The sequence below is a fragment of the Rhizobium lusitanum genome, from assembly GCF_014189535.1.
Classification (GTDB): Bacteria; Pseudomonadota; Alphaproteobacteria; order Rhizobiales; family Rhizobiaceae; genus Rhizobium; species Rhizobium lusitanum_C.
Window position 1 is genome coordinate 3,880,262 of record NZ_CP050308.1, and the last position, 25,156, is coordinate 3,905,417.

Consider the following 25,156-nt stretch of genomic DNA (forward strand, 5'->3'; position numbering starts at 1 on the left):
GGCGATCATTTCATGCATGTTATCGTCACCGGAGGCTCAAGCGGGATCGGTCTGGCGATAGCCAAGCTCTATGCTGCCAGGGGGACACGCGTTTCCCTGCTCGCCCGTCACTCCGGGCGTCTTGACCAGGCACGCGGCGAGCTGACCGCCATCTCCAGCGTCGACCCTTCCCACATCCAGATTGCCTCCGTCGATGTCGCATCCGCCAGTCAGACCTTGGAAGCCGTCGGACTCTGCGAACGCACCTTCGGCCCTTGCGACATCCTTATCGCCTCGGCCGGGATTGTCGAACCCTCTGCTTTCGACGCGATGCCGGCGGCGGCCTTCGACGAACAGATCACGACCAATCTCCTCGGCACCGCGAACGTGGTGCGCGCGGTCTACAAGGGCATGAAGGCGCGTCGCGGCGGCAAGATCATGATGATCTCCTCGGGTGCCGCGCTGATCGGCATTTACGGCTACACCGCCTATTGCGCCTCCAAGTCGGCGCTGGCCGGCTTTGCCGAAGCCTTGAGCGCTGAGGCGGGTGTCTCAGGTGTTCGCGTCACCATCTGTTTTCCGCCGGATACGCTTACGCCGCAATATCGCCGTGAGATGTCGATGCGGCCCGCCGAAGCGGAGCTTATGATGGGCGCTGTCAAACCCTGGAGCGCCGACGCGGTGGCGGCGAGGATCGTTCGAGGCCTCGATCGTGGCAAGGCTCGAATCCATTTCGGATTGTCACTGACGGCGCTCGCCTATTTCGGCCCGTTGATAAAACCGCCGCTGATGTGGTGGTTTTCCCGCAAAATGAGAAAAATAACTGGGCAAGGACAAGAAGTAAGTCTTGTAGACGCGGTCGATGGAGGCTTTGATCGCGGGAAGTGAGCACGGAGTTTGCTCAACCCATACGACAATGCGGTGCGCCCGGCGTGAGGCGCACAAGAGATGATGAAATTTGGATTGGGGCCTTTGTTCGTTCCGATGTTCGGAAGAAACGGGGGCAGATGGCAGGTATTTGGACGATATAGTTTTGAAACTTCATGATTTTCCAGCTCTTCTGACGGTTGCCTGCTTCGCATTCTCCTGCGTCGTCATATTCCTGACCGATCCCTTTGCGATGCCCGCCGCCATCAACAGGCAAAATCGTACCGAGAGAAGCTTGAGGCGGCGAGCCTTTGAATGGGCTGCAAAAATTCCGGTCATCGCTCTGGTCTATGCTGGTTTCTTCGCTATTTCCTGGCGCCCGCTTTATGGCGCGCAGGGTGCGATTAGCTTTTTCGTCATCTTCACCGGCATTTCGCGCGCAAAATTCCAGTTCATCCGCGAGCCCCTGGTCTTTTCCGATATCGCCCTGGTGGTCGACGTTTTCAAATACAAGGAAATTTTCTACGCGAGTTCCCTGAACGTCGTCTTCTGGATCATCGCGCTTTCGTATGTGTTCGGTGTCAGCGGTCTTTACATGTATTTCGAGCCGTCGATCCTGCCCGACAGCAACGGCTTCCTGTGGGTTCTCGTGATGCTGGCCGTCGCCTTCGGTCCCTGGCTTGCCTTGTTCAGCCGCATCGTCAGCGATCCGGTCTGTCGTTTCACACAGAAGGTTCTGGGCAAGGTCGACGTCAAGAAGGATACGGTCAGGTTCGGCACGTTCGAATCTGTCGTCTTTCATTTCGTCATCTGGGTCGGCGTCAAGCGTGAGGCGATTGTGACGCAGCTGTCGGAGCGCCTCATCTCCGTCCTTCACGAGCTTTGGGAGCATGGCGACGACGAGCCGCTGATCGTCGTCTGGCAATCCGAATCCTTCATCGACCTTCGACATTTCGGCGTGGAGAGCGTCAAGCTGCCCAATCTCGACCGGTTGCGGGAACAGGCGGCGCAATGGGGGCGGATGACCAGCGTCTTCGAGGGCGGCTATACGCTGCGCACAGAATTCGCCGTATTGAGCGGCCTGTTGCCCGAAAACGTCCATATCGACGCGAGCTATCCCTATCTGCGCGCCAGCCACTACAAGGATGTCGTCTGGCCGGCGCGGCTGAAGAAAGTCGGCTGGAAGACGCAGTTCATCCACCCCTACGACAGAACCTTCTTCCTGCGCCACAAAGCCATGCCGCAGCTCGGCTTCGACCGGATGATAATGCTGGACGAATTCGATCACAGGCCTGATCGCGATGGACCCTATGTCAGCGATCTGGCGCTGACGAAGAGCGTGATTCGCGCGATCGACGAAGAGGGCACGGCAAAGAATTTCGTCTTCGTCGCCTCCATGGCGAATCATGGCCCCTGGGAGCCCGGTCGCTGCGGCGATCTGACGGATCCGGTGGAGATTTATAGCGAATTGCTGATGCGCGCCGACCACGCGCTCGGTAATCTCGCTCATCATCTCGACAGGCTCGATCGTCCTGTCTGGCTGCTGTTCTATGGCGATCACGCGCCGCTGCTGAAGGCTTTCGCCGATCCCTTCCCGGATCCGCGCACGGATTACATCGTCGTTCCGCTCGGCCGGGCGCGGGCGCATTCGCAAAAGCCGATGCCGGCGCAGGAAGAGGCGCCCTGGAACCTCATCGGCACCTTGCTGCGCTATGCCGGTCTCAGCACGGAGGTCCCGGAGTGATGGCTTCCGGGCAGGGGACTGATGACGGGCCGGAGACTACGGCGCGCGTCTTTCTCTTCTTGCAGGGGCCGTCATCGCCGCTTTTTGTCGAAATCGCGAGGGGGCTGGAGGCCGCAGGCTGCCGCTGCATCCGAATCAACCTCAATCCCGGCGACTGGATGTTCTGGCATCGCCGCGGCACGTTCAACTATCGCGGCGGTTTCCCCGGCTGGCGTGATTATGTTTGCCGCCGAATCGAGGAGGACAAGATCACCGACGTGATTCTTCTCGGCGAGGAGCGCCCCTATCATCAGGTGGCGATCGAAGAGGCGCGCAGGCGGGGTGCCAAGATCAATATCGTCGAGATGGGATATTTGCGGCCGGATTGGGTGACGCTTGAGCGGGACGGAATGTCGTCCAATTCGCGCTTTCCCGTTGATCCACAACATATTCTGCAAGCGGCAGTGGGGCTGCCCGAGCCGGATTGGGCACGCCGGTTCAGCCACAGCTTCCTTGCCGAGGCGGCCTATGATCTTCTCTACAATCTCCCGAATGCCTTCCTCTGGTTCCTTTATCCCGGCTACCAGCGCCATGCGCTCTATCATCCGCTGGTGGAATATGCGGGTTGGCTCCGCCGCCTGCCGTCGGGCGGCAGGCGCGCGAGGGAGGCCGACCGGACGATTGAGAGCCTGATCGCCGATGGGACATGCTTCTTCGTCTACCCCTTGCAGCTTCAGACGGATTATCAGTTGCGCTCGCATTCTCTCTTCCAGCAGCAGCAGGATGCCATAAGGCAGATCATACGATCCTTCGCCACTCATGCGGCTCCCGACACGCATCTGGTGGTCAAGCTTCATCCACTTGATAATGGGCTAGTCGATTGGAAGCACTATATCGACGGCGTCTGCGCTTCCCATGCCGTTTCGTTGCGCGTCCATTTCATTGACGGCGGCGATCTCGAAAAATTGATCGCGGCGAGCCGTGGCATGGTGACGGTCAATTCCACGGCAGCACTTTCGGCGCTGCAAGCCGACAGGCCGGTGAAGGTTCTCGGAGCGGCCATCTACGATATCGAAGGTTTGACCGACCAGAAGCCGCTGGACCTCTTCTGGGTGCATCCCGCAGCGCCATCGGCCGATATTCGCGGTGCATTTCTGAAATTGCTGGCCGCCTCCATCCAGGTTCGTGGGAATTTCTACTCCCGTGCCGGTGCGCGCGCGGCAGCGGCGGCGATTGTGGACCGGCTCCTGGCACGAACCGTCAACTTGCCGGAGGCTTATATGGACCCACCACCACGGCAAAAGCCGGTGAAGATCGATATTCCCTAGGTGTCTTTCGAGCAGAAGGTCCGATCAGCTTCGGAAAAGCAGCACGGCTCACTCTTGCTTATGTGAGTCGCCGATGAGGCTGCCGACCCTGAAATTGACATAACGGCACCTTACATAAGGAATCGTAGTAAACTTAACGCGTCGATTCGGCGTTAAGACAAAGATCGAATACGCGGTTTGCCGGGAGCAAACATCATGGATGGCAGTAAGATGGAACGGTTTATGCTGAAGGAGCTGCTCGCGATCATCGCAGCTCTCGTACTTGTTTCAGCGGTACTTTTGACGATCGTCATCACGGGCAACTACTGAGCGGCACGCCTCGGCGTGCCCGGTTCCATTCGTGCGCAAGACATAGAGGCGTTCCCTTCCCGAAGTGAGAACGGGTGTCGAACAATTGGCAAGCCAGTCGCTTTGCCTATTCATCTTCTTTTTGGAAAAATGGTGGGCGATGACGGACTCGAACCGCCGACATCCTCGGTGTAAACGAGGCGCTCTACCAACTGAGCTAATCGCCCTTCAGCGAAGCGGTGCAATTGCCCGCCGCGTTTCGGTGGCCGTGATCTATGCGGAACGACGAAAAACCGCAAGAGTGTTTGTGAAGATTTTTTGATTTTTTTGCTCGCGCGGTATCGGCGCAAGTTATCAACAATATGTGTTTTCTCGAAAGCATGCCGGGAGAGGGCGGGGCATATGGGCTGTTTTTGAAATGCATGAGACGCGAACCTGCCATGCTAAATCGATGGAACGGAAACGTGCCGCCGCCGCTTCCGAAAACAATTCGTGCTCTGTCATGGATTTGTATTCAAACCTGCTTGACACCCAAACACGAACCCCGTAGTTAGCCGCTCATCGAACGGCCAAGGCCGCTTTGATGGGTGCGAAAGCATCCGGAACGCTTTGAAATGAAATGCGGGTGTAGCTCAGTTGGTTAGAGTGCCGGCCTGTCACGCCGGAGGTCGCGGGTTCGAGCCCCGTCACTCGCGCCATTTCAAAGAATGAATTCCGGGCTTTTGCCGGGCCGTAAGGTCAAACAATGCGCGGGTGTAGCTCAGTCGGTTAGAGTGCCGGCCTGTCACGCCGGAGGTCGCGGGTTCGAGCCCCGTCACTCGCGCCATTCGTTTCAAGTGACTACAATCAATCATCTATTTGTTGCGAGTGCGAAAGGCCCTTTTCGCCTTTGCGCCTATTTGTCGCGATATCGTTGCAACACATTGATAAGTCCCGTTCGGTAGTGCTTGAAGCGAGCTATTCAAAAGGCTTGCGCCCGCGCTCTGGCTGCGCTAACCACGGCTTTGTTGCAACGCTCTTTCGCTTGCTGGGCATTTGCTCAGAGGCGCCGCCCCGGCGCTCATGGCAAGCAGGGATGGACATGATGACTGGACTACTCAGTTCCTATATTCCGATAGCGATTTTCATTGGTATTGCCATCGTCATTGGTGTGGCATTGCTGATCACGCCGTTTGCCGTCGCCTTCAAGGCGCCCGATTCGGAAAAGCTGTCGGCCTACGAATGCGGCTTCAACGCATTCGACGATGCCCGCATGAAATTCGACATCCGCTTCTACCTGGTGTCGATCCTCTTCATCATCTTTGACCTGGAAGTCGCCTTCCTCTTCCCGTGGGCCGTATCCTTTAGTGCGATCGGCTGGTTCGGGTTCTGGTCGATGATGGTGTTCCTGGGTGTGCTGACCATCGGCTTTATTTATGAATGGAAAAAGGGAGCCCTGGAATGGGAGTAGCCCAAAGCAACACGCCGCTTGTCGCGCCGCAGCCGAAGGGGATCATTGATCCTGCGACCGGCAAGCCGGTTGGCAGCAACGATCCGTTCTTCGGCGAGATCAACAATGAACTCGCCGACAAGGGTTTTCTGGTTACCTCGACCGATGAGTTGATCAACTGGGCCCGTACCGGCTCGTTGATGTGGATGACTTTCGGTCTTGCATGCTGTGCCGTCGAAATGATGCAGGTTTCCATGCCGCGTTACGACGTCGAGCGTTTCGGTTTCGCGCCGCGCGCCTCGCCGCGCCAGTCGGACGTCATGATCGTTGCCGGCACGCTGACCAACAAGATGGCTCCGGCGCTCCGCAAGGTCTATGACCAGATGCCGGAACCGCGTTACGTCATCTCGATGGGTTCCTGCGCCAATGGCGGCGGCTACTATCACTATTCCTATTCGGTTGTGCGCGGCTGCGACCGCATCGTGCCGATCGATATCTATATACCGGGCTGTCCTCCCACGGCAGAGGCGCTGCTTTACGGCGTGCTTCTGCTGCAGAAGAAAATCCGGCGCACCGGCACGATCGAACGGTAAGGCAGGGGACAAGGTATTATGAGTGAAGCCCTGAATGAGCTCGCCAGCTATCTTACGGAAGTTCGTGGCGCCCTGATTTCGTCAAGCGAGATCAAGTATGGCGAACTGAACGTCACGACGACCGCTGCAAACATCATTGCGCTGCTGACCTTCCTGCGTGATGACGCCAAATGCGGCTTCGTCAACATGACGGATATTTGCGGCGTCGACTGGCCGCAGCGCCCTGATCGTTTCGATGTCGTCTATCATCTGCTGTCGCCGAAGAAGAACCTGCGCATCCGCATCAAGGTTCCGGTCGCCGAAGATCAGCCTGTTCCCTCGGCCTGCGGCGTCTATCCGGGTGCCGACTGGTTCGAGCGCGAAACCTGGGACATGTACGGCGTTCTCTTCACCGGCCATCCGGATCTGCGCCGCATCCTGACCGACTACGGTTTCGAAGGCCACCCGCTGCGCAAGGACTTCCCGACCACCGGCTTCGTTGAAGTTCGCTATGACGATGCTGCCAAGCGCGTCGTCTACGAGCCGGTCGAGCTGAAGCAGGAATTCCGCAACTTCGACTTTCTGTCTCCCTGGGAAGGCACGGACTACGTGCTGCCGGGCGACGAAAAGGCGAAGCAGTAAATTGATGGTGTGTGGCGGGTTGAGCCTGCCATTCTCGAGAATACCTGAAAACGCGAGCCCGTCGCCATGACAGAACATAACGTCCGCAACTTCAACATCAATTTCGGTCCGCAGCACCCGGCTGCGCACGGCGTTTTGCGTCTCGTCCTCGAATTGGACGGCGAAATTGTGGAACGCGTCGATCCACATATCGGCCTGCTGCATCGCGGCACGGAAAAGCTGATCGAAACGAAGACCTATCTGCAGGCCGTTCCTTACTTCGATCGCCTCGACTACGTGGCGCCGATGAACCAGGAACACGCCTATGCGCTGTCCGTCGAAAAGCTGCTCGGCATCGATATCCCGATCCGTGGCCAGCTGATCCGCGTGCTCTATTCGGAAATCGGCCGTATCCTTTCGCATCTCCTGAACGTCACGACGCAGGCCATGGACGTCGGCGCGCTGACGCCGCCGCTCTGGGGCTTCGAAGAGCGCGAAAAGCTGATGGTGTTCTATGAGCGCGCCTCGGGCTCGCGCATGCATGCCGCCTATATCCGCCCGGGCGGCGTTCACCAGGATCTGCCGGAAAAGCTGGTTCAGGATATCGGCGATTGGTGCGATCCCTTCCTGAAGGCGCTCGACGATATCGATTCGCTTCTGACCGGCAACCGCATCTTCAAGCAGCGTAACGTCGACATCGGCGTCGTCTCGCTGGAAGACTGTTGGGCCTGGGGTTTCTCCGGCGTCATGGTCCGCGGCTCTGGCGCCGCCTGGGACCTGCGTCGCTCGCAACCCTATGAATGCTATTCGGATCTGGAATTCGATATTCCGATCGGCAAGAACGGCGATTGCTACGACCGGTATCTGATCCGCATGATCGAGATGCGCGAATCCGTCCGCATCATGAAGCAATGCGTCAACCGTCTGCTCGGCGATGCCAAGACCGGTCCGGTCTCTTCGCTCGACGGCAAGGTCGTGCCGCCGAAGCGGGGCGAGATGAAGCGCTCGATGGAAGCGCTGATCCACCATTTCAAGCTCTATACCGAAGGCTACCACGTACCGGCCGGCGAGGTTTATTGCGCCGTCGAAGCGCCGAAGGGCGAGTTCGGCGTCTATCTCGTCTCCGACGGTTCGAACAAGCCGTATCGCTGCAAGATCCGCGCCCCGGGCTATGCGCATCTGCAGGCCATGGATTTCATGTGCCGCGGCCATCAGCTCGCCGACGTCGCGGCCGTGCTCGGTTCGCTCGACATCGTGTTCGGTGAGGTGGATCGCTGATGCAGCAATGGCTGGTCATCGTTGCTGTGCTTCTTTTCGCTTCCGGGGCTTCCGCCCAGCAAGCCGGCAAGACGCAGACGTTGCCCAGCATCTCTTTGCAAGGTTCGAATGCGAAAAGCGCGAATGGTGCAAAGGGTGACAATGCAGTCCCGCCGGGCAAGGAATCGACCATGGCCGATCTCGTGTCTCAGGGGTATGAAATCAAGGCCGCTGTGCCGAACGGCGGAAAGTTTGTTGTGTTTATGCAAAAAGACCAGTCGGCCTATGCCTGCGAATTCTTGTCCCTGACGGATACGCGGTGTGGGTCCATAAACTGAGATAAGGCGTGAAAGATGTCCGTTCGTCGACTAGCCGAAGATCAATTCCAGCCAGCCGCATTCGCCTTCAACAAGGAAAATGCGACCTGGGCGGAAAAGACGATCAAGAAATATCCAGAGGGTCGCCAGCAATCCGCGATTATCCCGCTGATGATGCGTGCGCAGGAGCAGGAAGGCTGGGTCACCAGGGCGGCTATCGAGACGATCGCCGACATGCTGGATATGGCCCACATCCGTGCGCTTGAAGTTGCGACCTTCTACACGCAGTTCCAGCTCAATCCGGTTGGCACGAAGGCGCATATCCAGGTTTGCGGCACGACGCCCTGCATGTTGCGCGGCGCCGAAGGGCTGGTGAAGGTCTGCAAGAGCAAGATCAATGGCCATGCCTTTGAACGCAACGCCGACGGCACGCTCTCCTGGGAAGAGGTCGAATGTCAGGGCGCCTGCGTCAATGCACCGATGGTCGTGATCGGCAAGGATACCTATGAGGATCTGACGCCTGAACGTCTCGAAGAGATCATCGATGCATTCTCCGCAGGCGAGGGCAGCAAAGTCCCGACCGGTCCGCAGATCGACCGCGTCTTCTCCGCGCCGGAAGGTGGCCTGACGTCGCTGACGACGGAGGCCCCGAAAGCAAAGAGCGCAAGCGGCAAGGCTTCCGCCAAGGTCGATGCAGCTCCGGTTCCGCCATCCGAAGCGGCTCGCCCAAAGAGCACCGACGCTGAAACCAACGCAGCGCTGAAGACACCGGCAACAGCGCCGGCAGCCGCCGCCAAAAATGCCAAGGCAGCCGAAGCGCAGCCGCTTTCCGGAACTGCTGCGGCCAAGCCGGCTACCAGTAATGTCGAAAGCGGGCAGAAGCCGACATTGACCGACAAGAACCGTCCGGCCGGCATCGAGAAGCCCGCGACCCCGGACGATCTGAAGCTGATTTCTGGCGTCGGTCCCAAGATCGAAGCCATCCTGCACGAGTTGGGTATTTTTACCTTCGCGCAGGTCGCAAAGTGGAAGAAGGCCGAACGCGAATGGGTCGACGGCTATCTGAATTTCAAGGGCCGCATCGAGCGCGACGACTGGATCAATCAGGCCAAGGCACTCGCTAAGGGTGGCGAAGCGGAATATATCAAGGTCTTCGGCAAGAAGCCGCGGTAAGAGGTGAAGCATGTTACAAGATCAAGATCGCATCTTTACCAATATCTACGGCCACAAGGACAAGTCCCTGAAGGGCGCGATGTCGCGCGGCCATTGGGACGGCACCAAGCAGATCCTCGAAAAGGGTCGTGACTGGATCATCAACGAGATGAAGGCTTCCGGCCTTCGCGGTCGCGGCGGCGCAGGCTTCCCGACCGGTCTCAAATGGTCCTTCATGCCGAAGGAAAATGACGGCCGTCCGCATTACCTCGTCGTCAATGCCGACGAGTCCGAGCCGGGCACCTGCAAGGACCGTGACATCATGCGTCACGATCCGCATACGCTGATCGAAGGCTGCGTCATTGCCGGTTTCGCCATGGGCGCCAACACCGCCTATATCTACGTTCGCGGCGAATACATGCGCGAGCGCGAAGCGCTGCAGGCGGCGATCGATGAATGTTATGATGCCGGACTTCTGGGCAAAAACAACAAGTTAGGCTGGGATTATGATGTTTACGTTCATCATGGCGCCGGCGCTTATATCTGCGGTGAAGAAACCGCGCTGCTCGAAAGCCTGGAAGGCAAGAAGGGCCAGCCACGCCTGAAGCCGCCATTCCCGGCCAACATGGGCCTCTACGGCTGCCCGACCACCGTCAATAACGTCGAGTCGATCGCCGTTGCGCCGACGATCCTGCGCCGTGGCGCCGGTTGGTTCTCCTCCTTCGGCCGTCCGAACAATGTCGGCACGAAGCTGTTCATGCTGTCCGGTCACGTCAATCGTCCGTGCACGGTCGAGGAAACGATGGGCATCACCTTCCGCGAGCTGGTCGACAAGCATGGCGGCGGCATTCGCGGCGGCTGGGACAATCTGCTTGCAGTCATTCCCGGCGGCGCGTCGTGCCCGATCGTTCCGGCAGCTGACATTATCGACTGCCCGATGGATTTTGACGGCCTGCGCGAAGTCAAGTCGTCCTTCGGGACGGCTGCTGCGATCGTCATGGACAAGTCGACCGACGTCATCAAGGCGATCGCCCGTATCTCGGCCTTCTTCAAGCATGAAAGCTGCGGCCAGTGCACGCCGTGCCGCGAAGGCACCGGCTGGATGTGGCGCGTGCTGGAACGCATGGCCAAGGGCAATGCGCAGAAGCGCGAGATCGACATGCTGTTCCAGGTGACGAAGCAGATCGAAGGCCATACCATCTGTGCGCTCGGCGATGCCGCCGCATGGCCGGTACAGGGTCTGATCCGCAATTTCCGTCCGGAAATCGAAAAGCGCATCGATCAGTACACAGCCAATGCGACCGGTCACGGCGCGGTGCTGGAAGCAGCCGAGTAGGGATGACGATGGCGAAGACCACAGATACCAGGCAGGACAGCGGAGCGGCCGATGCATCGGCTGATCTCGCTCGTATTGCCGCGGATATGCTGCGGAACGCGCCTGTCATGCCGATCCATCCGTTGATGGCGCATCCCGCGGCGGCATTCGCCGCGGCCGCCGCCATCGGCTTCGGTTTCACGTCGCAGATCGCCGGTGCGTTCTTCGGCGCGCTGCAGGGCGCGGTCGAAGCGACGAACAAGCGTGTTGTGGCGCCGACCGAAGAAAAGCCGGTAGCAAAGAAGGACGGGGCAGGGGAAGCGAAGCCGGTAAAGGCATCGCCTGCTGCCAAGCCTGCCGCTGCAAAGCCGGCTGTCGTGAAGAAGGTCGAGCCGAAGCCGGCGGCAGTGAAAGCTGCACCAGCAAAGGTTCCGGCCAAGGCCAAAGCCAAGATTGCTGTCGTAGCGCCGGTCGAGGCAAAGCCAGCGGCGGCTCCAGTGCGTCGCCGCAACGTTGCGGTGAAGACGGATGACCTGAAGCGGATTTCGGGCATCGGTCCGAAGCTGGAGCAAGTTCTGAACGGACGCGGCATTCTGCGGGTTGCCGATATTGCCGCTTGGAGCGACGCCGATGTCGAGCGGATCGACGCGGAACTTGGTTTCGATGGCCGTATCCGCCGCGACGACTGGGTCGGCCAGGCAAAGGCGCTCCAGCCGAAAGGCCGGGCTTGAGAGTTTTCCACGGCTGATCCAGCCGTGGAGTGAGAATGAGCGGTGGACATGGCGCGGGCGCGGTCCGTGATAGTGTCGCCGGAATGCGGATCTTGGCAGGGGACAAGGTTCGGCAAAGGTGATTGTGAGCAAGACTGGTGCCACGCGGCTCAAATGCCGTGCCGGTGGCGAAACGGTGTTGCGGTCATGAAATTGTCTGCGGCCAGGCTCGGCGGCAGACGGGACATAGGACTGAGTGGACGATGGTAAAACTGAAGATTGACGGTAACGAGATCGAAGTCCCGGATCACTACACGCTTATCCAGGCGTGCGAGGAAGCCGGCGCCGAAGTCCCGCGCTTCTGCTTCCATGAACGACTGTCGGTGGCCGGCAATTGCCGCATGTGCCTCGTCGAAGTGAAGGGTGGCCCGCCGAAGCCGCAGGCATCCTGCGCCATGGGCGTGCGCGATATCCGTGGCGGCCCGAACGGCGAACTTCCGGAAGTCTTCACCAATACGCCGATGGTCAAGAAGGCCCGCGAAGGCGTGATGGAATTCCTGCTGATCAACCATCCGCTGGATTGCCCGATCTGCGACCAGGGTGGCGAATGCGACCTGCAGGACCAGGCCATGGCCTTCGGTATCGACAGCTCGCGCTATCAGGAAGACAAGCGCGCCGTCGAAGACAAGTATATCGGCCCGCTCGTCAGCACCGTGATGAACCGTTGCATCCACTGCACACGTTGCGTCCGCTTTACGACCGAAGTCGCCGGCATTTCCGAACTCGGCCTGATCGGCCGTGGTGAAGACGCCGAGATCACCACCTATCTCGAGCAGGCGATGACCTCCGAGCTGCAGGGCAACGTCGTCGACCTTTGCCCGGTCGGCGCGCTGACCTCGAAGCCCTTCGCCTTCACGGCTCGTCCGTGGGAATTGAACAAGACCGAATCGGTCGACGTCATGGACGCACTCGGCTCGGCCATCCGCGTCGATACACGTGGCCGCGAAGTCATGCGCGTTCTGCCGCGCGTCAACGAGCAGATCAATGAAGAATGGATCTCCGACAAGACCCGCTTCATCTGGGACGGCCTGAAGACGCAGCGTCTCGACAAGCCTTATGTCCGTAAGGACGGCCGTCTGCAGGTTTCGACCTGGGGCGACGCTTTCGCCGCCATCAAGTCCGCGGTTGCCACCACCAGCGGCGACAAGATCGGTGCGATTGCCGGCGATCTTGCTTCCGTCGAGGAAATGTATGCTCTCTCCGAACTGCTGAAATCGCTGGGATCGGAAAATCTCGACTGTCGCCAGGACGGGACGGCGCTTGATCCGTCGCTGGGCCGCGCAAGCTACATCTTCAACCCGAGCATCGAAGGCATCGAAGCCGCCGATGCGCTGCTGATCGTCGGCGCCAACCCGCGCTTCGAAGCGGCCGTGCTGAACTCGCGCATCCGCAAGCGCTGGCGTCGTGGCAAGTTCCCGATCGGTGTGATCGGCGAACATACAGACCTGCGTTACCCCTTCGAATATCTCGGCGCTGGCCCCGAAACGCTTGCCGATATTGTCAACGGTTCGCACAGCTTCGCCGAAGTTCTGAAGACCGCGCAAAAGCCGATGATCATCATCGGCCAGGGCGCGCTCATCCGCGAAGATGGTGCAGCTGTGCTGGCGAATGCCGCCAAGCTCGCCGCTGCCGTCGGCGTGGTCAAGGATGACTGGAACGGCTTCGCCGTGTTGCACACCGCAGCCTCCCGCGTCGGTGGCCTCGATCTCGGCTTTGTGCCGGGCGAAAAGGGCGTCAACGCAGCTCAGATGCTTGCCTCGATGGACGTACTCTTCCTGCTCGGCGCCGATGAACTCGATTTCAGCCGCAAGGGCTCGAAGTTCACCGTCTACATCGGCTCGCACGGCGACAACGGTGCGCATAATGCCGACGTCATCCTGCCGGCAGCCACCTACACCGAAAAGTCGGGCACCTGGGTCAACACCGAAGGCCGTGTCCAGGTCGGCAACCGCGCCGGCTTCGCTCCAGGCGATGCCCGTGAGGACTGGGCCGTCATCCGTGCCCTTTCCGACGTACTCGGCAAGAAGCTTCCCTTTGATTCGCTGAGAGAATTGCGCGTCAAGCTCTATGCCGCTTTCCCGCATTTCGCTGGTATTGACGAGATCGCCGAAGGCGATAGCGCTCAAATTGTCGCACTTGCGAAAAAAGCCGGCGCGATGGGCAAATCCGCGTTTGCTTCGCCGATCAAAGACTTCTATTTGACGAACCCGATAGCGCGTGCCTCGGCTGTTATGGCCGAGTGCTCCGCATTGGCCCGCAACAATTTCCAGGCTGCGGCAGAGTAAGGGCAGAGGACCATGGATTCATTCGTTTCGACCTATCTTTGGCCGGCGCTGATTATGATCGGTCAGTCCCTGCTGCTTATGGTCTGCCTGCTGGTTTTCATCGCCTATATCCTTCTTGCCGACCGCAAGATCTGGGCGGCCGTTCAGCTGCGTCGCGGTCCGAACGTCGTCGGTCCCTTCGGCCTGTTCCAGTCCTTCGCCGACCTTTTGAAGTTCATGGTCAAGGAGCCGATCATCCCGGCCGGCGCCAACAAGGCCGTGTTCCTGCTGGCACCACTGGTTTCCGTGGTGCTGGCGCTCTCCACCTGGGCCGTCGTGCCGGTGGCGAACGGCTGGGTTATCGCCAACATCAATGTCGGCATTCTCTACATTCTGGCGATCTCGTCGCTCGAAGTGTACGGCATCATCATGGGCGGCTGGGCTTCGAACTCGAAGTATCCGTTCCTCGGCGCGCTGCGTTCCGCCGCGCAGATGGTGTCCTACGAAGTTTCGATCGGCCTCGTCATCGTCACCGTACTGCTTTGCGTCGGTTCGCTCAACATGACGGATATCGTCATGTCGCAGCAGACCGGCCTCGGCACCAAGCTCGGCCTGCCGGCCTCGTTCCTCGACTGGCACTGGCTGTCGCTGTTCCCGATGTTCATCGTGTTCTTCATTTCGGCGCTGGCTGAAACGAACCGTCCGCCTTTCGACCTTCCGGAAGCGGAGTCGGAACTGGTTGCCGGTTTCATGGTCGAATACGGTTCCGCGCCGTACATGATGTTCATGCTCGGCGAATATGCCGCCGTCGTTCTGATGTGCTCGCTGACCACGATCCTTTTCCTCGGCGGCTGGTTGCCTCCGGTCGATATCTGGATCCTGAGCTGGGTTCCGGGCATCATCTGGTTCATGCTGAAGTCGTGCCTCGTCTTCTTCATGTTCGCGATGGTCAAGGCTTTCGTGCCGCGCTACCGCTACGACCAGCTCATGCGCCTCGGCTGGAAGGTGTTCCTGCCGCTGTCGCTCGCCATGGTCGTTATCGTTGCATTCGTGCTGAAGCTGATGGGATGGGCATGATGATGTCGCTCCTCGCTTCAAGCAGATTTGGAGGTTGAAGATGGCCGGATTTTCCAACGCCGTCAGCTCGGTGTTCCTCAAGGAATTCGTCGGCGCATTCTTTCTGTCGATGCGTTACTTCTTCAAACAGAAGGCGACGATCAATTATCCCTTCGAAAAGGGACCGGTCAGCCCGCGCTTCCGTGGCGAACATGCCTTGCGCCGTTATCCGAACGGCGAAGAGCGCTGCATCGCCTGCAAGCTCTGCGAAGCGATCTGTCCTGCCCAGGCCATCACCATCGAAGCCGGGCCGCGCCGCAATGACGGCACGCGCCGCACGGTGCGTTACGATATCGATATGGTGAAGTGCATCTATTGCGGCTTCTGCCAGGAAGCCTGCCCGGTCGACGCCATCGTCGAAGGGCCGAACTTCGAATTCGCCACCGAAACCCGCGAAGAGCTTTATTTCGATAAGGCGCGGCTTCTGGAGAATGGCGACCGTTGGGAACGCGAAATCGCACGCAATATCGCGATCGACTCGCCGTACCGCTAAGCGGACTTTTGAATATGCCGTGACGGACGGCTTAAATAGTCGCCGTCGTGGTTGAATAGAGACCGGGGCTTTGTGCCGGACATGTGTCCGGCCAGGTCCCATCGGGCAGAGACACTCCCGGCTGCCCGGGGAAGACGAAAAAGGCACCAACATGGGTCTGCAGGCTCTTTTTTCTATATCTTCGCCTTCATCGCGGTGGCGTCGGCGTTCATGGTTATCTCGGCGCGGAATCCGGTCCATTCGGTCCTGTTCCTCATCCTGGTTTTCTTTAATGCCGCTGGCCTCTTCCTCCTGTTGGGGGCAGAATTCCTGGCGATGATCTTGCTGGTCGTGTATGTCGGCGCCGTTGCGGTTCTCTTCCTCTTCGTCGTCATGATGCTCGACATCGACTTCTCGGAGCTCAGGGCCGGCATTCTGGAATATGCCCCGATCGGCGCGTTGATCGGCATCATCCTGGCCGCAGAGCTGATCGTCGTCGTCGGTGGCAGCGTGATTTCGCCTGAGATCGCCAAGTCGGTCGCAATGCCCATCCCGGCTTTGACGGAACGGACGAACACCGCCGCACTCGGCGACGTACTCTATACTCACTACGTTTATTTCTTCGAGATCGCCGGCCTTGTGCTGCTGGTCGCGATGATCGGCGCCATCGTTCTGACGCTGAGGCATCGCACGCACATCAAGCGCCAGAATATTTCCCAACAGGTCGCCCGCACGCCCGCGACCGCCGTCGAGGTGGTCAAGGTCAAGCCGGGGCAGGGCGTCTGAGGCGAGGCACGAGGGTTAAAGGAACAAGAACATGGTCATCGGACTTTCCCACTACCTCACGGTCAGCGCCATTCTTTTCGTGCTCGGCGTCTTCGGTATCTTCCTGAACCGCAAGAACGTGATCATCATCCTGATGTCGGTCGAGCTCATTCTGCTCGCGGTCAACATCAACATGGTCGCCTTCTCGTCGTTCCTCAACGACATCGTCGGCCAGGTCTTCGCTCTGTTCATTCTGACCGTCGCTGCTGCTGAGGCTGCCATCGGTCTGGCAATTCTCGTCGTCTTCTACCGTAACCGCGGCTCCATCGCCGTCGAAGACGTCAACGTGATGAAGGGCTGATACAGCTATGTTGTTATATAAGGCTATCGTCTTTCTTCCCCTGATTGGCGCTGTTATCGCCGGCCTGTTCGGCCGCGGCATCGGTGCCAAGGCGTCGGAATACGTCACTACCGGCTTGATGATCATCGCCGCGATCCTGTCCTGGGTCGCCTTCTTCACCGTGGCGCTCGGTCACGTCGACGGCCCGATCAAGGTCGACGTGCTGCGCTGGATCCAGTCCGGCGGCATCGATGTCGCCTGGGCGCTGCGCATTGATACGCTGACCTCGGTGATGCTGATCGTCGTGAACTCGGTGTCTACCCTCGTTCACGTCTATTCGATCGGATACATGCATCACGATCCGCATCGTCCGCGCTTCTTCGCCTATCTCTCGCTCTTCACCTTCGCCATGCTGATGCTGGTGACCTCCGACAACCTCGCCCAGATGTTCTTCGGCTGGGAAGGCGTCGGTCTCGCCTCCTATCTGCTCATCGGCTTCTGGTTCAAGAAGCCGTCGGCATCTGCCGCTGCGATGAAGGCCTTCATCGTCAACCGCGTTGGCGACTTTGGTTTCGTGCTCGGTATTGCCGGCGTCTTCGTTCTCTTCGGCTCGATCAATTTCGACGTCATCTTCGGCAATGCCCAGGCCTTTGCCGCGGGGCAGGGCGGTCAGCCGGGCGATATCGTACTGAACCTCTTCGGCATGCATCTTGATCGTGGGCATGCACTCACCGGCGTCTGCCTGCTGCTCTTCATGGGTGCCATGGGTAAGTCGGCGCAGTTCCTGCTGCACACCTGGCTGCCGGACGCCATGGAAGGCCCGACCCCGGTGTCGGCGCTCATCCATGCCGCGACCATGGTCACCGCCGGCGTCTTCCTTGTCGCCCGCATGTCGCCGATCTTTGAACTCTCGCCGGATGCCCTGACCTTTGTCACCATCATCGGCGCGATCACCGCCTTTTTCGCGGCGACCGTCGGCCTCGTGCAGAACGATATCAAGCGCGTCATCGCTTACTCGACCTGTTCGCAGCTCGGCTACATGTTCGTGGCGCTGGGCGTCGGCGCCTACGGTGCTGCCATTTTCCATCTGTTCACGCATGCTTTCTTCAAGGCTCTGCTGTTCCTCTGCGCCGGCTCGGTTATCCATGCCGTCGATGGCGAGCAGGACATGCGTCACATGGGTGGCCTTCGTTCGCACATCAAGAAGACCTACTGGATGATGATCATCGGCACGCTGGCGATCACCGGCGTCGGCATTCCTTTCACGCCGATCGGCTTTGCCGGCTTCTTCTCCAAGGATGCGATCATCGAGGCTTCGTATACGTCGCACAATGCGGCTTCCGGTTTTGCCTTTACGCTGCTGGTCATCGCGGCGCTGTTCACCAGCTTCTATTCCTGGCGCTTGATTTTCATGACCTTCTTCGGCAAGCCCCGCGCTTCGCACGAGGTCATGCATCACGTGCATGAATCGCCGAATGTCATGCTGGTTCCGCTCTATCTGCTGGCGCTCGGCGCCGTCTTTGCCGGCTGGTATTTCCACGACTACTTCGTTGGCCATGACTACGAGGAGTTCTGGAAGCACGCGCTCTTCATACTACCGGACAACAAGATCCTCGAAGAGATGGAGCATGCTCCGCATTGGGTCGAGCTCAGCCCGTTCATTGCAATGGTGGTTGGTTTCGTGACCGCCTGGTACATGTACATCAAGTCGCCGGAGACGCCGAAGGCGCTCGCCAAGCAGCATCGCGCGCTCTATGAGTTCCTCCTGAACAAGTGGTACTTCGACGAGCTCTATGACTTCCTCTTCGTTCGTTCCGCCAAGGCGCTAGGTCGCTTCCTTTGGAAGAAGGGCGATGTCGGGGTCATCGATACGTATGGTCCGAACGGTATTGCGGCCCGCGTCACTGATGTTACCAACCGCGTCGTTCGCCTGCAGACCGGTTACCTCTATCACTATGCCTTCGCGATGCTGCTCGGTATTGCAGCCCTCGTTACCTGGATGATGCTCGGGAGTGCCCTTTGATGACCGATTGGCCTATTCTTTCAACGGTCACGTTCCTGCCGCTGGTCGGCGTTCTCATCCTGCTGTTCATGCGGGATGACGGACCCAATGGCCGGCGCAATATCCTGAACGTATCGCTGCTGACGACGGTTTTCACCTTCATCGTTTCTCTGTTCATCTGGATTGGCTTCGACAACGCCAATCCGGGCTTCCAGATGATCGAGAAGCATGGCTGGCTCGGCACCGGCATCAGCTATCACCTTGGTGTCGACGGCATCTCCATGCTGTTCGTCATCCTGTCGACCTTCCTGATGCCCTTCTGCGTGCTGGCAAGCTGGCTCTCGGTCGAGAAGCGCCTGAAGGACTACATGATCGCCTTCCTCGTCCTCGAGACGATGATGATCGGCGTCTTCGTGTCGCTGGATATCGTGTTGTTCTACGTCTTCTTCGAAGCCGGCCTCATCCCGATGTTCTTGATCATCGGCGTCTGGGGCGGCAAGGATCGCGTTTACGCCAGCTACAAGTTCTTCCTTTATACGCTGCTCGGCTCGGTGCTGATGTTGCTCGCCATCATGGCGATGTACTGGCAGGCCGGCACCACGGATATTCCGGCGCTGCTCGCCTACAAGTTCCCGCCGCAGATGCAGACATGGCTATGGCTTGCCTTCTTCGCCTCTTTCGCGGTGAAAATGCCGATGTGGCCAGTGCATACTTGGTTGCCCGACGCACACGTTCAGGCGCCGACGGCGGGCTCGGTCATCCTGGCCGGTATTCTTCTGAAGCTCGGCGGCTACGGTCTCATCCGCTTCTCGCTCGGCATGTTCCCGAACGCGTCGGAATATTTCGCACCGCTCGTCTTCGCCATGTCGGTCATCGCCATCATCTACACCTCGCTGGTGGCGCTGATGCAGGAAGACATCAAGAAGCTGATCGCCTACTCCTCGGTCGCGCACATGGGCTATGTCACCATGGGCATCTTCGCGGCCAACCAGCAGGGCGTTCAGGGCGCGATCTTCCAGATGCTGTCTCACGGCATCGTCTCGGGCGCACTCTTCCTCTGCGTCGGCGTGATCTATGACCGTACCCATACCCGCGAAATCGCGGCCTATGGCGGCCTGGTCAACAACATGCCGAAATACGCGGTCGCGATGATGATCTTCACCATGGCCAATGTTGGTCTGCCCGGCACCTCCGGCTTCGTCGGCGAATTCCTGACCCTGATCGGCGTCTTCCGCGCCAACACCTGGGTTGCGTTGTTTGCCGCCACCGGTGTCATTCTTTCGGCCGCTTACGCGCTTTGGCTTTACCGCCGCGTCATCTTCGGCGCGCTGGAAAAGGAAAACCTGAAGAAGCTGCTGGATCTGTCGCCACGCGAACAGCTGATCCTCTATCCGCTGATTGCACTGACGATCCTCTTCGGCGTCTATCCGGCTCCGATCTTCGATGCGACGGCCGCTTCGGTGGACCTGCTCGTGAACAACTACACCGCAGCCCTGCACGCCGCGCAGAATGTTGCGCTGTCGATGAATTGATGACGGGACTTATTCGACATGACTGCTGACACAATTCTCGCAAGCCTGCATCTTTCCATCCCGGAGCTCATCCTCGCGGTCGGTGCACTGGTGCTGCTCATGATCGGCGTCTTTTCAGGCGAACGGTCTGGTCCGATGGTCACCGTTCTTGCCATCGCGGTTCTCGCGGTGGCCGGTCTCTGGATCATCTTCGTGCCGGGCGAAGGCCTGGCCTACGGCGGCGCCTATCTCGCCGACGGCTTCTCGCGCTTCATGAAGATCGTCGCGCTGGTCGGCTCGATCGTGGCTATGTTCATGAGCATGGGGCAGGCGCGCGAGCAGCAGCTCGATCGCTTCGAATTCCCGGTGCTCCTGCTGCTGGCGACCCTCGGCATCCTGCTGATGATCTCGGCGCATGACCTGATCTCGCTCTACCTGTCGCTGGAACTGCAGTCGCTGGCGCTCTACGTCGTTGCCGCCATCAACCGCGATAGCCTGAAGTCGACGGAAGCCGGCCTGAAGTATTTCGTACTCGGCGCGCTATCCTCGGGCATGCTGCTCTACGGCATGTCGCTGGTCTACGGCTTCACCGGCCACACGACCTTCGACGCCATCGCTACCGCGCTCAGCGCCGAGACCCGTTCGCTCGGTCTCGTCTTCGGCCTGGTCTTCGTTCTCGCCGGCCTTGCCTTCAAGATCTCCGCCGTGCCGTTCCACATGTGGACGCCGGACGTCTACGAAGGTGCGCCGACCCCGGTCACCGCCTTCTTCGCGGCTGCCCCGAAGGTTGCGGCCATGGCGATCCTGGTCCGTCTCGTTATCACCGCCTTCCATCCGGTGCTTGCCGACTGGCAGCAGATCATTGTCTTCATCTCGATCGCCTCGATGGTGCTTGGCGCCTTCGCTGCGATTGGTCAGCGCAACTTCAAGCGACTGATGGCTTATTCGTCCATCGGTCACATGGGCTATGCGCTGGTCGGTCTCGCGGCCGGCAACCAGACCGGCGTCTCCGGCGTCATGCTCTATATGGTCATCTACATGGTCATGACCCTTGGCGTCTTCGCCATCATCATGGCGATGCGCCGCAAGGACGGTCGTCAGGTTGAAAATGTCGACGATCTCGCCGGCCTTTCGACCACCAACCCGTTCATGGCAGTCGTGCTGACGGCGCTGATGTTCTCGCTGGCTGGCATCCCGCCGCTGGCAGGCTTCTTCGGGAAGTACTTCGTCTTCGTTGCCGCTATCCAGGCCCATCTCTATGCGCTCGCCATTATCGGCGTTCTCTCGTCGGTCGTCGGCGCCTACTACTATCTGCGCGTCATCAAGCTGATGTGGTTCGATGAAGCCAAGGACGAGTTCGTCCGCACCGACGGTTCGCTGCGCCTGGTCTTCGGTCTCTCGGGTCTCTTCGTCCTCACCTACGTCTTCTTTGGCGGTGCTATCGGTGGTGCGGCCGATCTTGCAGCCGCGACGCTGTTTTGATGGCGTCTGACATGAATAGCCGGAAGTCGCTCGTCGACTTCCGGCATGATGCTGTCTTGGAGACTGCGTCCACCAACAGCGCGTGCCTGGAGCGGGCGCGAGCGGGTGATGCAGGCAATCTCTGGGTAACTGCGGACCGCCAGACCGGTGGCCGTGGACGCCGCGGACGCCCCTGGGTGTCGGAACGTGGCAACCTCTATGCTTCTCTTCTCCTGATTGATCCCGCCCCCATGGACCGCCTCGGCTCGCTGCCTCTGGCTGTTGCCGTCGGTGTGCATCAAGCAGTGCGCGGCGTGTTGCCGCTGGCGGCAGAGTCCGTCGAGGTCAAATGGCCGAACGACATCCTGATTGGCCGCAAGAAGACCTGCGGTATCCTGATCGAGGGCGAGGCTCTCCCGGATGGGCGTTACGCGCTGGTGATCGGCATTGGCATCAATGTCGCCGTCATGCCTGACAATCCAATGTATCCGGTCACCTGCCTGCGCGAGCAGGGCTCGATGGTATCGCCGGAAGAGCTGTTTGCACACCTCTATGCCTCCATGGCCGAGGCGCTGGCCGTCTGGAACAGCGGCAAGGGTGTTCGCGAGATAACGGCGCGCTGGCGCGACGTTGCTTGCGGCGTTGGTGAAAAGATTACAGTGAATCTGCCGGACCGTTCGATTTCCGGGCATTTTGCCGGAATTGATGATAATGGCTTGTTGATGCTCGACGCCGGCGGCGGCAAGATTTTGCCGATCGCGGCGGGCGACGTTTTTTTCAGATCGTAGGTAAAATATAGATATGGCGAAGCAAGACGAACTGGTGTTTCTGCCTCTCGGCGGCGTCGGCGAGATCGGCATGAACCTCGCCCTTTACGGCTATGGCGCGCCGGAACATCGTCAGTGGATCATGGTCGATTGCGGCGTCACCTTTCCGGGGCCGGATCTGCCGGGCGTCGATCTCGTGCTCCCCGACATCCGCTTCCTCGCCAAGGAGCGCAAGAACCTCAAGGGCATCATCATCACGCATGCGCATGAGGATCACTACGGTGCGTTGAGCGATCTCTGGCCAGGCCTGAATGTCCCTGTCTATGCCTCGGGCTTTACCGCCGGCTTGCTGGAAGCCAAGCGCAGCTATGAAAGGACGATGGGCCAGATCCCGATCACCCCTTTCAAGGCCGGTGACCGTATCAATGTCGGCCCCTTCAGCATCGAAGGCATCGCTGTCAACCACTCGATCCCAGAACCGATGTCGCTGATGATCCGCACCCCGGTCGGCAATGTCATCCATACCGGTGACTGGAAGATCGACCACGAACCATCGCTCGGGCCGCTGACCGATGAGGCGCGTTTCCGCCAACTCGGCGACGAGGGCGTGCTGGCACTGATGTGCGATTCCACCAACGCCTTGCGCGATGGTGTCTCGCCGTCGGAAAAGGAAGTTTCCGCAAGCCTGCGCAAGATCATCGAGAATGCCGAGGGCAGGGTGGCGATTACCACTTTCTCCTCGAATGTTGGCCGTATTCGCACTATCGCTGAGGCAGCTGAAGCTGCGGGCCGCGAGATATTACTGCTCGGCAGTTCGCTGAAGCGGGTTGTCGATGTCGCCCGCGACCTCGGCATCATGGAAGGCGTCAAGCCGTTCATCGCCGAAGACGAGTATGGTTATATCCCGCGCGACAAGGTCGTCATCATTCTGACCGGCAGCCAGGGCGAGCCCCGCGCCGCCCTTGCCAAACTGTCACGCGATGAAATGCGTCACGTTGCGCTTGCCGCCGGCGATATCGTCGTTTTTTCCTCGCGCGCCATTCCCGGCAACGAGAAGGCAATCCAGGATATCAAGAACGGTCTCACCGAACAGGGCGTACATGTGGTGACGGACGCGGAAGCGCTCGTACATGTATCCGGCCACCCCCGCCGCAACGAACTACAGAAGATGTACGAATGGACGCGGCCCAAGGTCGTCGTACCGGTGCATGGTGAGCCGACACATCTGGCGGCACATAAGGAACTGGCCGAGCAATCCGGCATCGCCATCGTGCCGAAGGTTCGCAATGGCGATATATTACGGCTGGCACCCGGTTCAGTCGAGGTAATCGGTCAAGCGCCGCATGGCCGCATCTTCAAGGATGGCATATTGATCGGCGATTTCGACGAGATGGGCATCGGCGAGCGCAAGAAGCTCTCCTTTGTTGGTCATGTCGCCGTGAACGTTGTACTTGATGCCCGCTACGACATCGTCGGCGATCCGGATGTCGTTGCAATCGGCTTGCCGGCCTATGACGACGAGGGCGAAGAGATGGAAGATACACTCTTCGATGCCGTTGTCAGCGCGATCGAAAGCATTCCGCGCGCTCGCCGCAAGGATATCGACATGCTGCAGGAAGCCGCGCGCCGCGCCGTGCGTGCTGCCGCCAATCATGGCTGGGGCAAGAAGCCTGTCGTGACGGTCTTCGTCACGCGCATGGCGGGCTGATCCACGTTTCGATCCGATCAAGGAAGAGAGAACAGCCATGCTCGGACGCATCAATCATATTGCGATTGCCGTTCCCGATATTGCCGCCGCCGCCGCCATCTATCGCGAAACGCTTGATGCCAAGGTATCCGAGCCGCAGTCCTTGCCGGAGCATGGCGTCACCGTCGTTTTCGTCGAGCTGCCGAACAGCAAGGTCGAGCTTGTGGAACCGCTTGGCGATGCCTCGCCACTGTTGAAATTCCTTGCCAAGCATCCCACTGGCGGCATGCATCACATCTGCTACGAGGTGGAGGATATCCTGGCGGCGCGCAATCGGCTGATCGCAGGCGGCGCGCGGGTGCTGGGCGATGGTGAACCCATGATCGGCGCCCATGGCAAGCCGGTGCTCTTCCTGCATCCCAAGGACTTCTTCGGGACGCTCATCGAGCTCGAGCAAGTGTGACATTAGGGCGCTGGGCCGCGCTTTGAAACCTGACGAATTTGGCTCTATAAGCTGTTGTGGATGAGGAGGGGACGGGCCGATTTTGACCTGTCTTGAGGGAGCATATGGCCCAGCAGATTTTCTCGACTTGCGCCGTCTATTTCGTGGTCTGGTGGATCACGCTTTTCGCCGTCCTGCCGTTTGGCCTGCGCACGCAAGCCGAGGACAATCATGTGATCCTCGGTACAATCGAAAGCGCACCGACGAAATTCCGGGCGGCGCGGGTGGTGCTGATCACGACGCTGGTATCCGCCGTGATCTATGGGGCATGGTATGTCAGCGCGCATTATTTCGGCTTCGGTTTTAACTCCATGCCGCAGATCATTCCGCACTACGACGACTAAGGTCCGTGCCCTGAAATTTGCGGGATGCACGGCTGGAAATCGCATGTCATTGAATGGCCCGGAAACTGTCACACCTTCGTCATGTGATTGGGGCAAAGAGACTGCGTAACAGCGGTCGTCCCACTGTGCCGGCTGGCTGGCCCCAAGGGGCGTTTCAAAGCCTGGATTTTGAGAAAGTCCTGTGGCTGCTTGAGGCAAGAAAGCAAAAAAAACAAGGCGGTAAGCCTTGTTTTTAAGTATCGCGTGATCCTTATCCGTTGCCGGGGCAGCGACGAGCGCGCCTAAGATCTAATCCTCCCAAGACTTG

At 59.4% G+C, this 25,156-nt stretch carries 22 protein-coding genes, 3 tRNA genes and 1 pseudogene; 25 read left to right on the top strand and 1 reads right to left on the bottom strand.

Going from position 1 to position 25,156, the window contains the following annotated elements:
* Nucleotides 1–12: 12 nt before the first annotated feature.
* From HB780_RS32475 to HB780_RS32485, 3 genes are all read left to right on the top strand, one after another.
* Nucleotides 13–867 carry an SDR family oxidoreductase gene (locus tag HB780_RS32475; RefSeq protein ID WP_183692587.1) on the top strand — a complete coding sequence of 285 codons (855 nt, stop codon included), beginning with the start codon at nucleotides 13–15 and terminating at the stop codon, nucleotides 865–867.
* 145 nt (nucleotides 868–1,012) lie between these two features.
* Nucleotides 1,013–2,590: an LTA synthase family protein gene (locus HB780_RS32480; protein WP_286203104.1), complete on the top strand. Its 1,578-nt coding sequence runs from the start codon at nucleotides 1,013–1,015 to the stop codon at nucleotides 2,588–2,590.
* Complete coding sequence (locus HB780_RS32485; protein ID WP_183692591.1) at nucleotides 2,590–3,897, top strand: capsule biosynthesis protein; 1,308 nt, start codon at nucleotides 2,590–2,592, stop codon at nucleotides 3,895–3,897. Before HB780_RS32480 ends, HB780_RS32485 begins: the two co-directional genes overlap by 1 nt.
* A 439-nt stretch (nucleotides 3,898–4,336) precedes the next feature.
* On the opposite strand, the gene HB780_RS32490 is transcribed toward HB780_RS32485, so the two are convergent.
* Nucleotides 4,337–4,412: transfer RNA gene (locus HB780_RS32490), tRNA-Val, on the bottom strand.
* A gap of 394 nt (nucleotides 4,413–4,806) precedes the next feature.
* Here HB780_RS32490 and HB780_RS32495 point away from each other — a divergent pair.
* The 22 genes and pseudogenes from HB780_RS32495 (at nucleotide 4,807) to HB780_RS32600 (ending at nucleotide 24,849) form a co-directional block, all read left to right on the top strand.
* A tRNA-Asp gene (locus HB780_RS32495) sits at nucleotides 4,807–4,883 on the top strand.
* Nucleotides 4,884–4,934: 51 nt separating this feature from the next.
* A tRNA-Asp gene (locus HB780_RS32500) sits at nucleotides 4,935–5,011 on the top strand.
* 258 nt (nucleotides 5,012–5,269) lie between these two features.
* On the top strand, nucleotides 5,270–5,635 hold the full coding sequence (locus tag HB780_RS32505) for an NADH-quinone oxidoreductase subunit A (protein ID WP_183697687.1): 366 nt from the start codon (nucleotides 5,270–5,272) through the stop codon (nucleotides 5,633–5,635).
* Nucleotides 5,626–6,207, top strand: coding sequence for a NuoB/complex I 20 kDa subunit family protein (locus tag HB780_RS32510; protein ID WP_183692593.1), 582 nt, complete (start codon nucleotides 5,626–5,628; stop codon nucleotides 6,205–6,207). Before HB780_RS32505 ends, HB780_RS32510 begins: the two co-directional genes overlap by 10 nt.
* Nucleotides 6,208–6,225: 18 nt before the next feature.
* Nucleotides 6,226–6,828 carry an NADH-quinone oxidoreductase subunit C gene (locus tag HB780_RS32515; protein WP_183692595.1) on the top strand — a complete coding sequence of 201 codons (603 nt, stop codon included), beginning with the start codon at nucleotides 6,226–6,228 and terminating at the stop codon, nucleotides 6,826–6,828.
* 66 nt (nucleotides 6,829–6,894) lie between these two features.
* Nucleotides 6,895–8,085 carry an NADH-quinone oxidoreductase subunit D gene (locus tag HB780_RS32520; RefSeq protein ID WP_183692597.1) on the top strand — a complete coding sequence of 397 codons (1,191 nt, stop codon included), beginning with the start codon at nucleotides 6,895–6,897 and terminating at the stop codon, nucleotides 8,083–8,085.
* Nucleotides 8,085–8,402 carry a hypothetical protein gene (locus HB780_RS32525; RefSeq protein ID WP_183692599.1) on the top strand — a complete coding sequence of 106 codons (318 nt, stop codon included), beginning with the start codon at nucleotides 8,085–8,087 and terminating at the stop codon, nucleotides 8,400–8,402. The genes HB780_RS32520 and HB780_RS32525 overlap by 1 nt, the downstream gene beginning before the upstream one ends.
* A 15-nt stretch (nucleotides 8,403–8,417) precedes the next feature.
* A complete protein-coding gene (locus tag HB780_RS32530) occupies nucleotides 8,418–9,554 on the top strand; it encodes an NADH-quinone oxidoreductase subunit E (protein WP_183692601.1) in 1,137 nt (378 codons plus the stop codon).
* Nucleotides 9,555–9,564: 10 nt separating this feature from the next.
* A complete protein-coding gene (gene nuoF / locus HB780_RS32535; RefSeq protein WP_183692603.1) occupies nucleotides 9,565–10,869 on the top strand; it encodes an NADH-quinone oxidoreductase subunit NuoF in 1,305 nt (434 codons plus the stop codon).
* 8 nt (nucleotides 10,870–10,877) lie between these two features.
* Nucleotides 10,878–11,579 carry a 5' DNA nuclease gene (locus tag HB780_RS32540; RefSeq protein ID WP_183692605.1) on the top strand — a complete coding sequence of 234 codons (702 nt, stop codon included), beginning with the start codon at nucleotides 10,878–10,880 and terminating at the stop codon, nucleotides 11,577–11,579.
* Between the two features lie 242 nt (nucleotides 11,580–11,821).
* Nucleotides 11,822–13,903: an NADH-quinone oxidoreductase subunit NuoG gene (gene nuoG / locus HB780_RS32545; protein ID WP_183692608.1), complete on the top strand. Its 2,082-nt coding sequence runs from the start codon at nucleotides 11,822–11,824 to the stop codon at nucleotides 13,901–13,903.
* A 12-nt stretch (nucleotides 13,904–13,915) separates the two neighbouring features.
* Entirely contained in the window at nucleotides 13,916–14,959 is a 1,044-nt protein-coding gene (gene nuoH, locus HB780_RS32550) for an NADH-quinone oxidoreductase subunit NuoH (protein ID WP_183692610.1), read from the top strand.
* 40 nt (nucleotides 14,960–14,999) lie between these two features.
* A complete protein-coding gene (gene nuoI / locus HB780_RS32555; RefSeq protein WP_007689957.1) occupies nucleotides 15,000–15,491 on the top strand; it encodes an NADH-quinone oxidoreductase subunit NuoI in 492 nt (163 codons plus the stop codon).
* Nucleotides 15,492–15,642: 151 nt separating this feature from the next.
* Nucleotides 15,643–16,256 (top strand): annotated as a pseudogene (locus HB780_RS32560) (NADH-quinone oxidoreductase subunit J).
* A 31-nt stretch (nucleotides 16,257–16,287) separates the two neighbouring features.
* On the top strand, nucleotides 16,288–16,596 hold the full coding sequence (gene nuoK, locus HB780_RS32565) for an NADH-quinone oxidoreductase subunit NuoK (protein ID WP_007689961.1): 309 nt from the start codon (nucleotides 16,288–16,290) through the stop codon (nucleotides 16,594–16,596).
* A 7-nt stretch (nucleotides 16,597–16,603) separates the two neighbouring features.
* A complete protein-coding gene (gene nuoL / locus HB780_RS32570; RefSeq protein ID WP_183692615.1) occupies nucleotides 16,604–18,598 on the top strand; it encodes an NADH-quinone oxidoreductase subunit L in 1,995 nt (664 codons plus the stop codon).
* Entirely contained in the window at nucleotides 18,598–20,109 is a 1,512-nt protein-coding gene (locus tag HB780_RS32575; RefSeq protein WP_183692617.1) for an NADH-quinone oxidoreductase subunit M, read from the top strand. The genes nuoL and HB780_RS32575 overlap by 1 nt, the downstream gene beginning before the upstream one ends.
* A gap of 18 nt (nucleotides 20,110–20,127) precedes the next feature.
* Entirely contained in the window at nucleotides 20,128–21,570 is a 1,443-nt protein-coding gene (gene nuoN, locus HB780_RS32580) for an NADH-quinone oxidoreductase subunit NuoN (protein ID WP_183692619.1), read from the top strand.
* A complete protein-coding gene (locus HB780_RS32585) occupies nucleotides 21,570–22,337 on the top strand; it encodes a biotin--[acetyl-CoA-carboxylase] ligase (protein ID WP_183692620.1) in 768 nt (255 codons plus the stop codon). The genes nuoN and HB780_RS32585 overlap by 1 nt, the downstream gene beginning before the upstream one ends.
* A gap of 13 nt (nucleotides 22,338–22,350) precedes the next feature.
* On the top strand, nucleotides 22,351–24,024 hold the full coding sequence (locus HB780_RS32590; protein ID WP_183692622.1) for a ribonuclease J: 1,674 nt from the start codon (nucleotides 22,351–22,353) through the stop codon (nucleotides 24,022–24,024).
* A gap of 37 nt (nucleotides 24,025–24,061) precedes the next feature.
* A complete protein-coding gene (gene mce, locus HB780_RS32595; RefSeq protein ID WP_183692624.1) occupies nucleotides 24,062–24,466 on the top strand; it encodes a methylmalonyl-CoA epimerase in 405 nt (134 codons plus the stop codon).
* 104 nt (nucleotides 24,467–24,570) lie between these two features.
* On the top strand, nucleotides 24,571–24,849 hold the full coding sequence (locus HB780_RS32600) for a DUF1467 family protein (RefSeq protein ID WP_183692626.1): 279 nt from the start codon (nucleotides 24,571–24,573) through the stop codon (nucleotides 24,847–24,849).
* Nucleotides 24,850–25,156 lie beyond the last annotated feature (307 nt).

Coding starts and splice junctions, on each gene's coding strand:
- HB780_RS32475 (WP_183692587.1), top strand. CDS start 13: ATGCATGTTATCGTCACCGGAGGCTCAAGCGGGATCGGTCTGGCGATA.
- HB780_RS32485 (WP_183692591.1), top strand. CDS start 2,590: ATGGCTTCCGGGCAGGGGACTGATGACGGGCCGGAGACTACGGCGCGC.
- HB780_RS32505 (WP_183697687.1), top strand. CDS start 5,270: ATGACTGGACTACTCAGTTCCTATATTCCGATAGCGATTTTCATTGGT.
- HB780_RS32510 (WP_183692593.1), top strand. CDS start 5,626: ATGGGAGTAGCCCAAAGCAACACGCCGCTTGTCGCGCCGCAGCCGAAG.
- HB780_RS32515 (WP_183692595.1), top strand. CDS start 6,226: ATGAGTGAAGCCCTGAATGAGCTCGCCAGCTATCTTACGGAAGTTCGT.
- HB780_RS32520 (WP_183692597.1), top strand. CDS start 6,895: ATGACAGAACATAACGTCCGCAACTTCAACATCAATTTCGGTCCGCAG.
- HB780_RS32525 (WP_183692599.1), top strand. CDS start 8,085: ATGCAGCAATGGCTGGTCATCGTTGCTGTGCTTCTTTTCGCTTCCGGG.
- HB780_RS32530 (WP_183692601.1), top strand. CDS start 8,418: ATGTCCGTTCGTCGACTAGCCGAAGATCAATTCCAGCCAGCCGCATTC.
- nuoF (WP_183692603.1), top strand. CDS start 9,565: ATGTTACAAGATCAAGATCGCATCTTTACCAATATCTACGGCCACAAG.
- HB780_RS32540 (WP_183692605.1), top strand. CDS start 10,878: ATGGCGAAGACCACAGATACCAGGCAGGACAGCGGAGCGGCCGATGCA.
- nuoG (WP_183692608.1), top strand. CDS start 11,822: ATGGTAAAACTGAAGATTGACGGTAACGAGATCGAAGTCCCGGATCAC.
- nuoH (WP_183692610.1), top strand. CDS start 13,916: ATGGATTCATTCGTTTCGACCTATCTTTGGCCGGCGCTGATTATGATC.
- nuoI (WP_007689957.1), top strand. CDS start 15,000: ATGGCCGGATTTTCCAACGCCGTCAGCTCGGTGTTCCTCAAGGAATTC.
- nuoK (WP_007689961.1), top strand. CDS start 16,288: ATGGTCATCGGACTTTCCCACTACCTCACGGTCAGCGCCATTCTTTTC.
- nuoL (WP_183692615.1), top strand. CDS start 16,604: ATGTTGTTATATAAGGCTATCGTCTTTCTTCCCCTGATTGGCGCTGTT.
- HB780_RS32575 (WP_183692617.1), top strand. CDS start 18,598: ATGACCGATTGGCCTATTCTTTCAACGGTCACGTTCCTGCCGCTGGTC.
- nuoN (WP_183692619.1), top strand. CDS start 20,128: ATGACTGCTGACACAATTCTCGCAAGCCTGCATCTTTCCATCCCGGAG.
- HB780_RS32585 (WP_183692620.1), top strand. CDS start 21,570: ATGGCGTCTGACATGAATAGCCGGAAGTCGCTCGTCGACTTCCGGCAT.
- HB780_RS32590 (WP_183692622.1), top strand. CDS start 22,351: ATGGCGAAGCAAGACGAACTGGTGTTTCTGCCTCTCGGCGGCGTCGGC.
- mce (WP_183692624.1), top strand. CDS start 24,062: ATGCTCGGACGCATCAATCATATTGCGATTGCCGTTCCCGATATTGCC.
- HB780_RS32600 (WP_183692626.1), top strand. CDS start 24,571: ATGGCCCAGCAGATTTTCTCGACTTGCGCCGTCTATTTCGTGGTCTGG.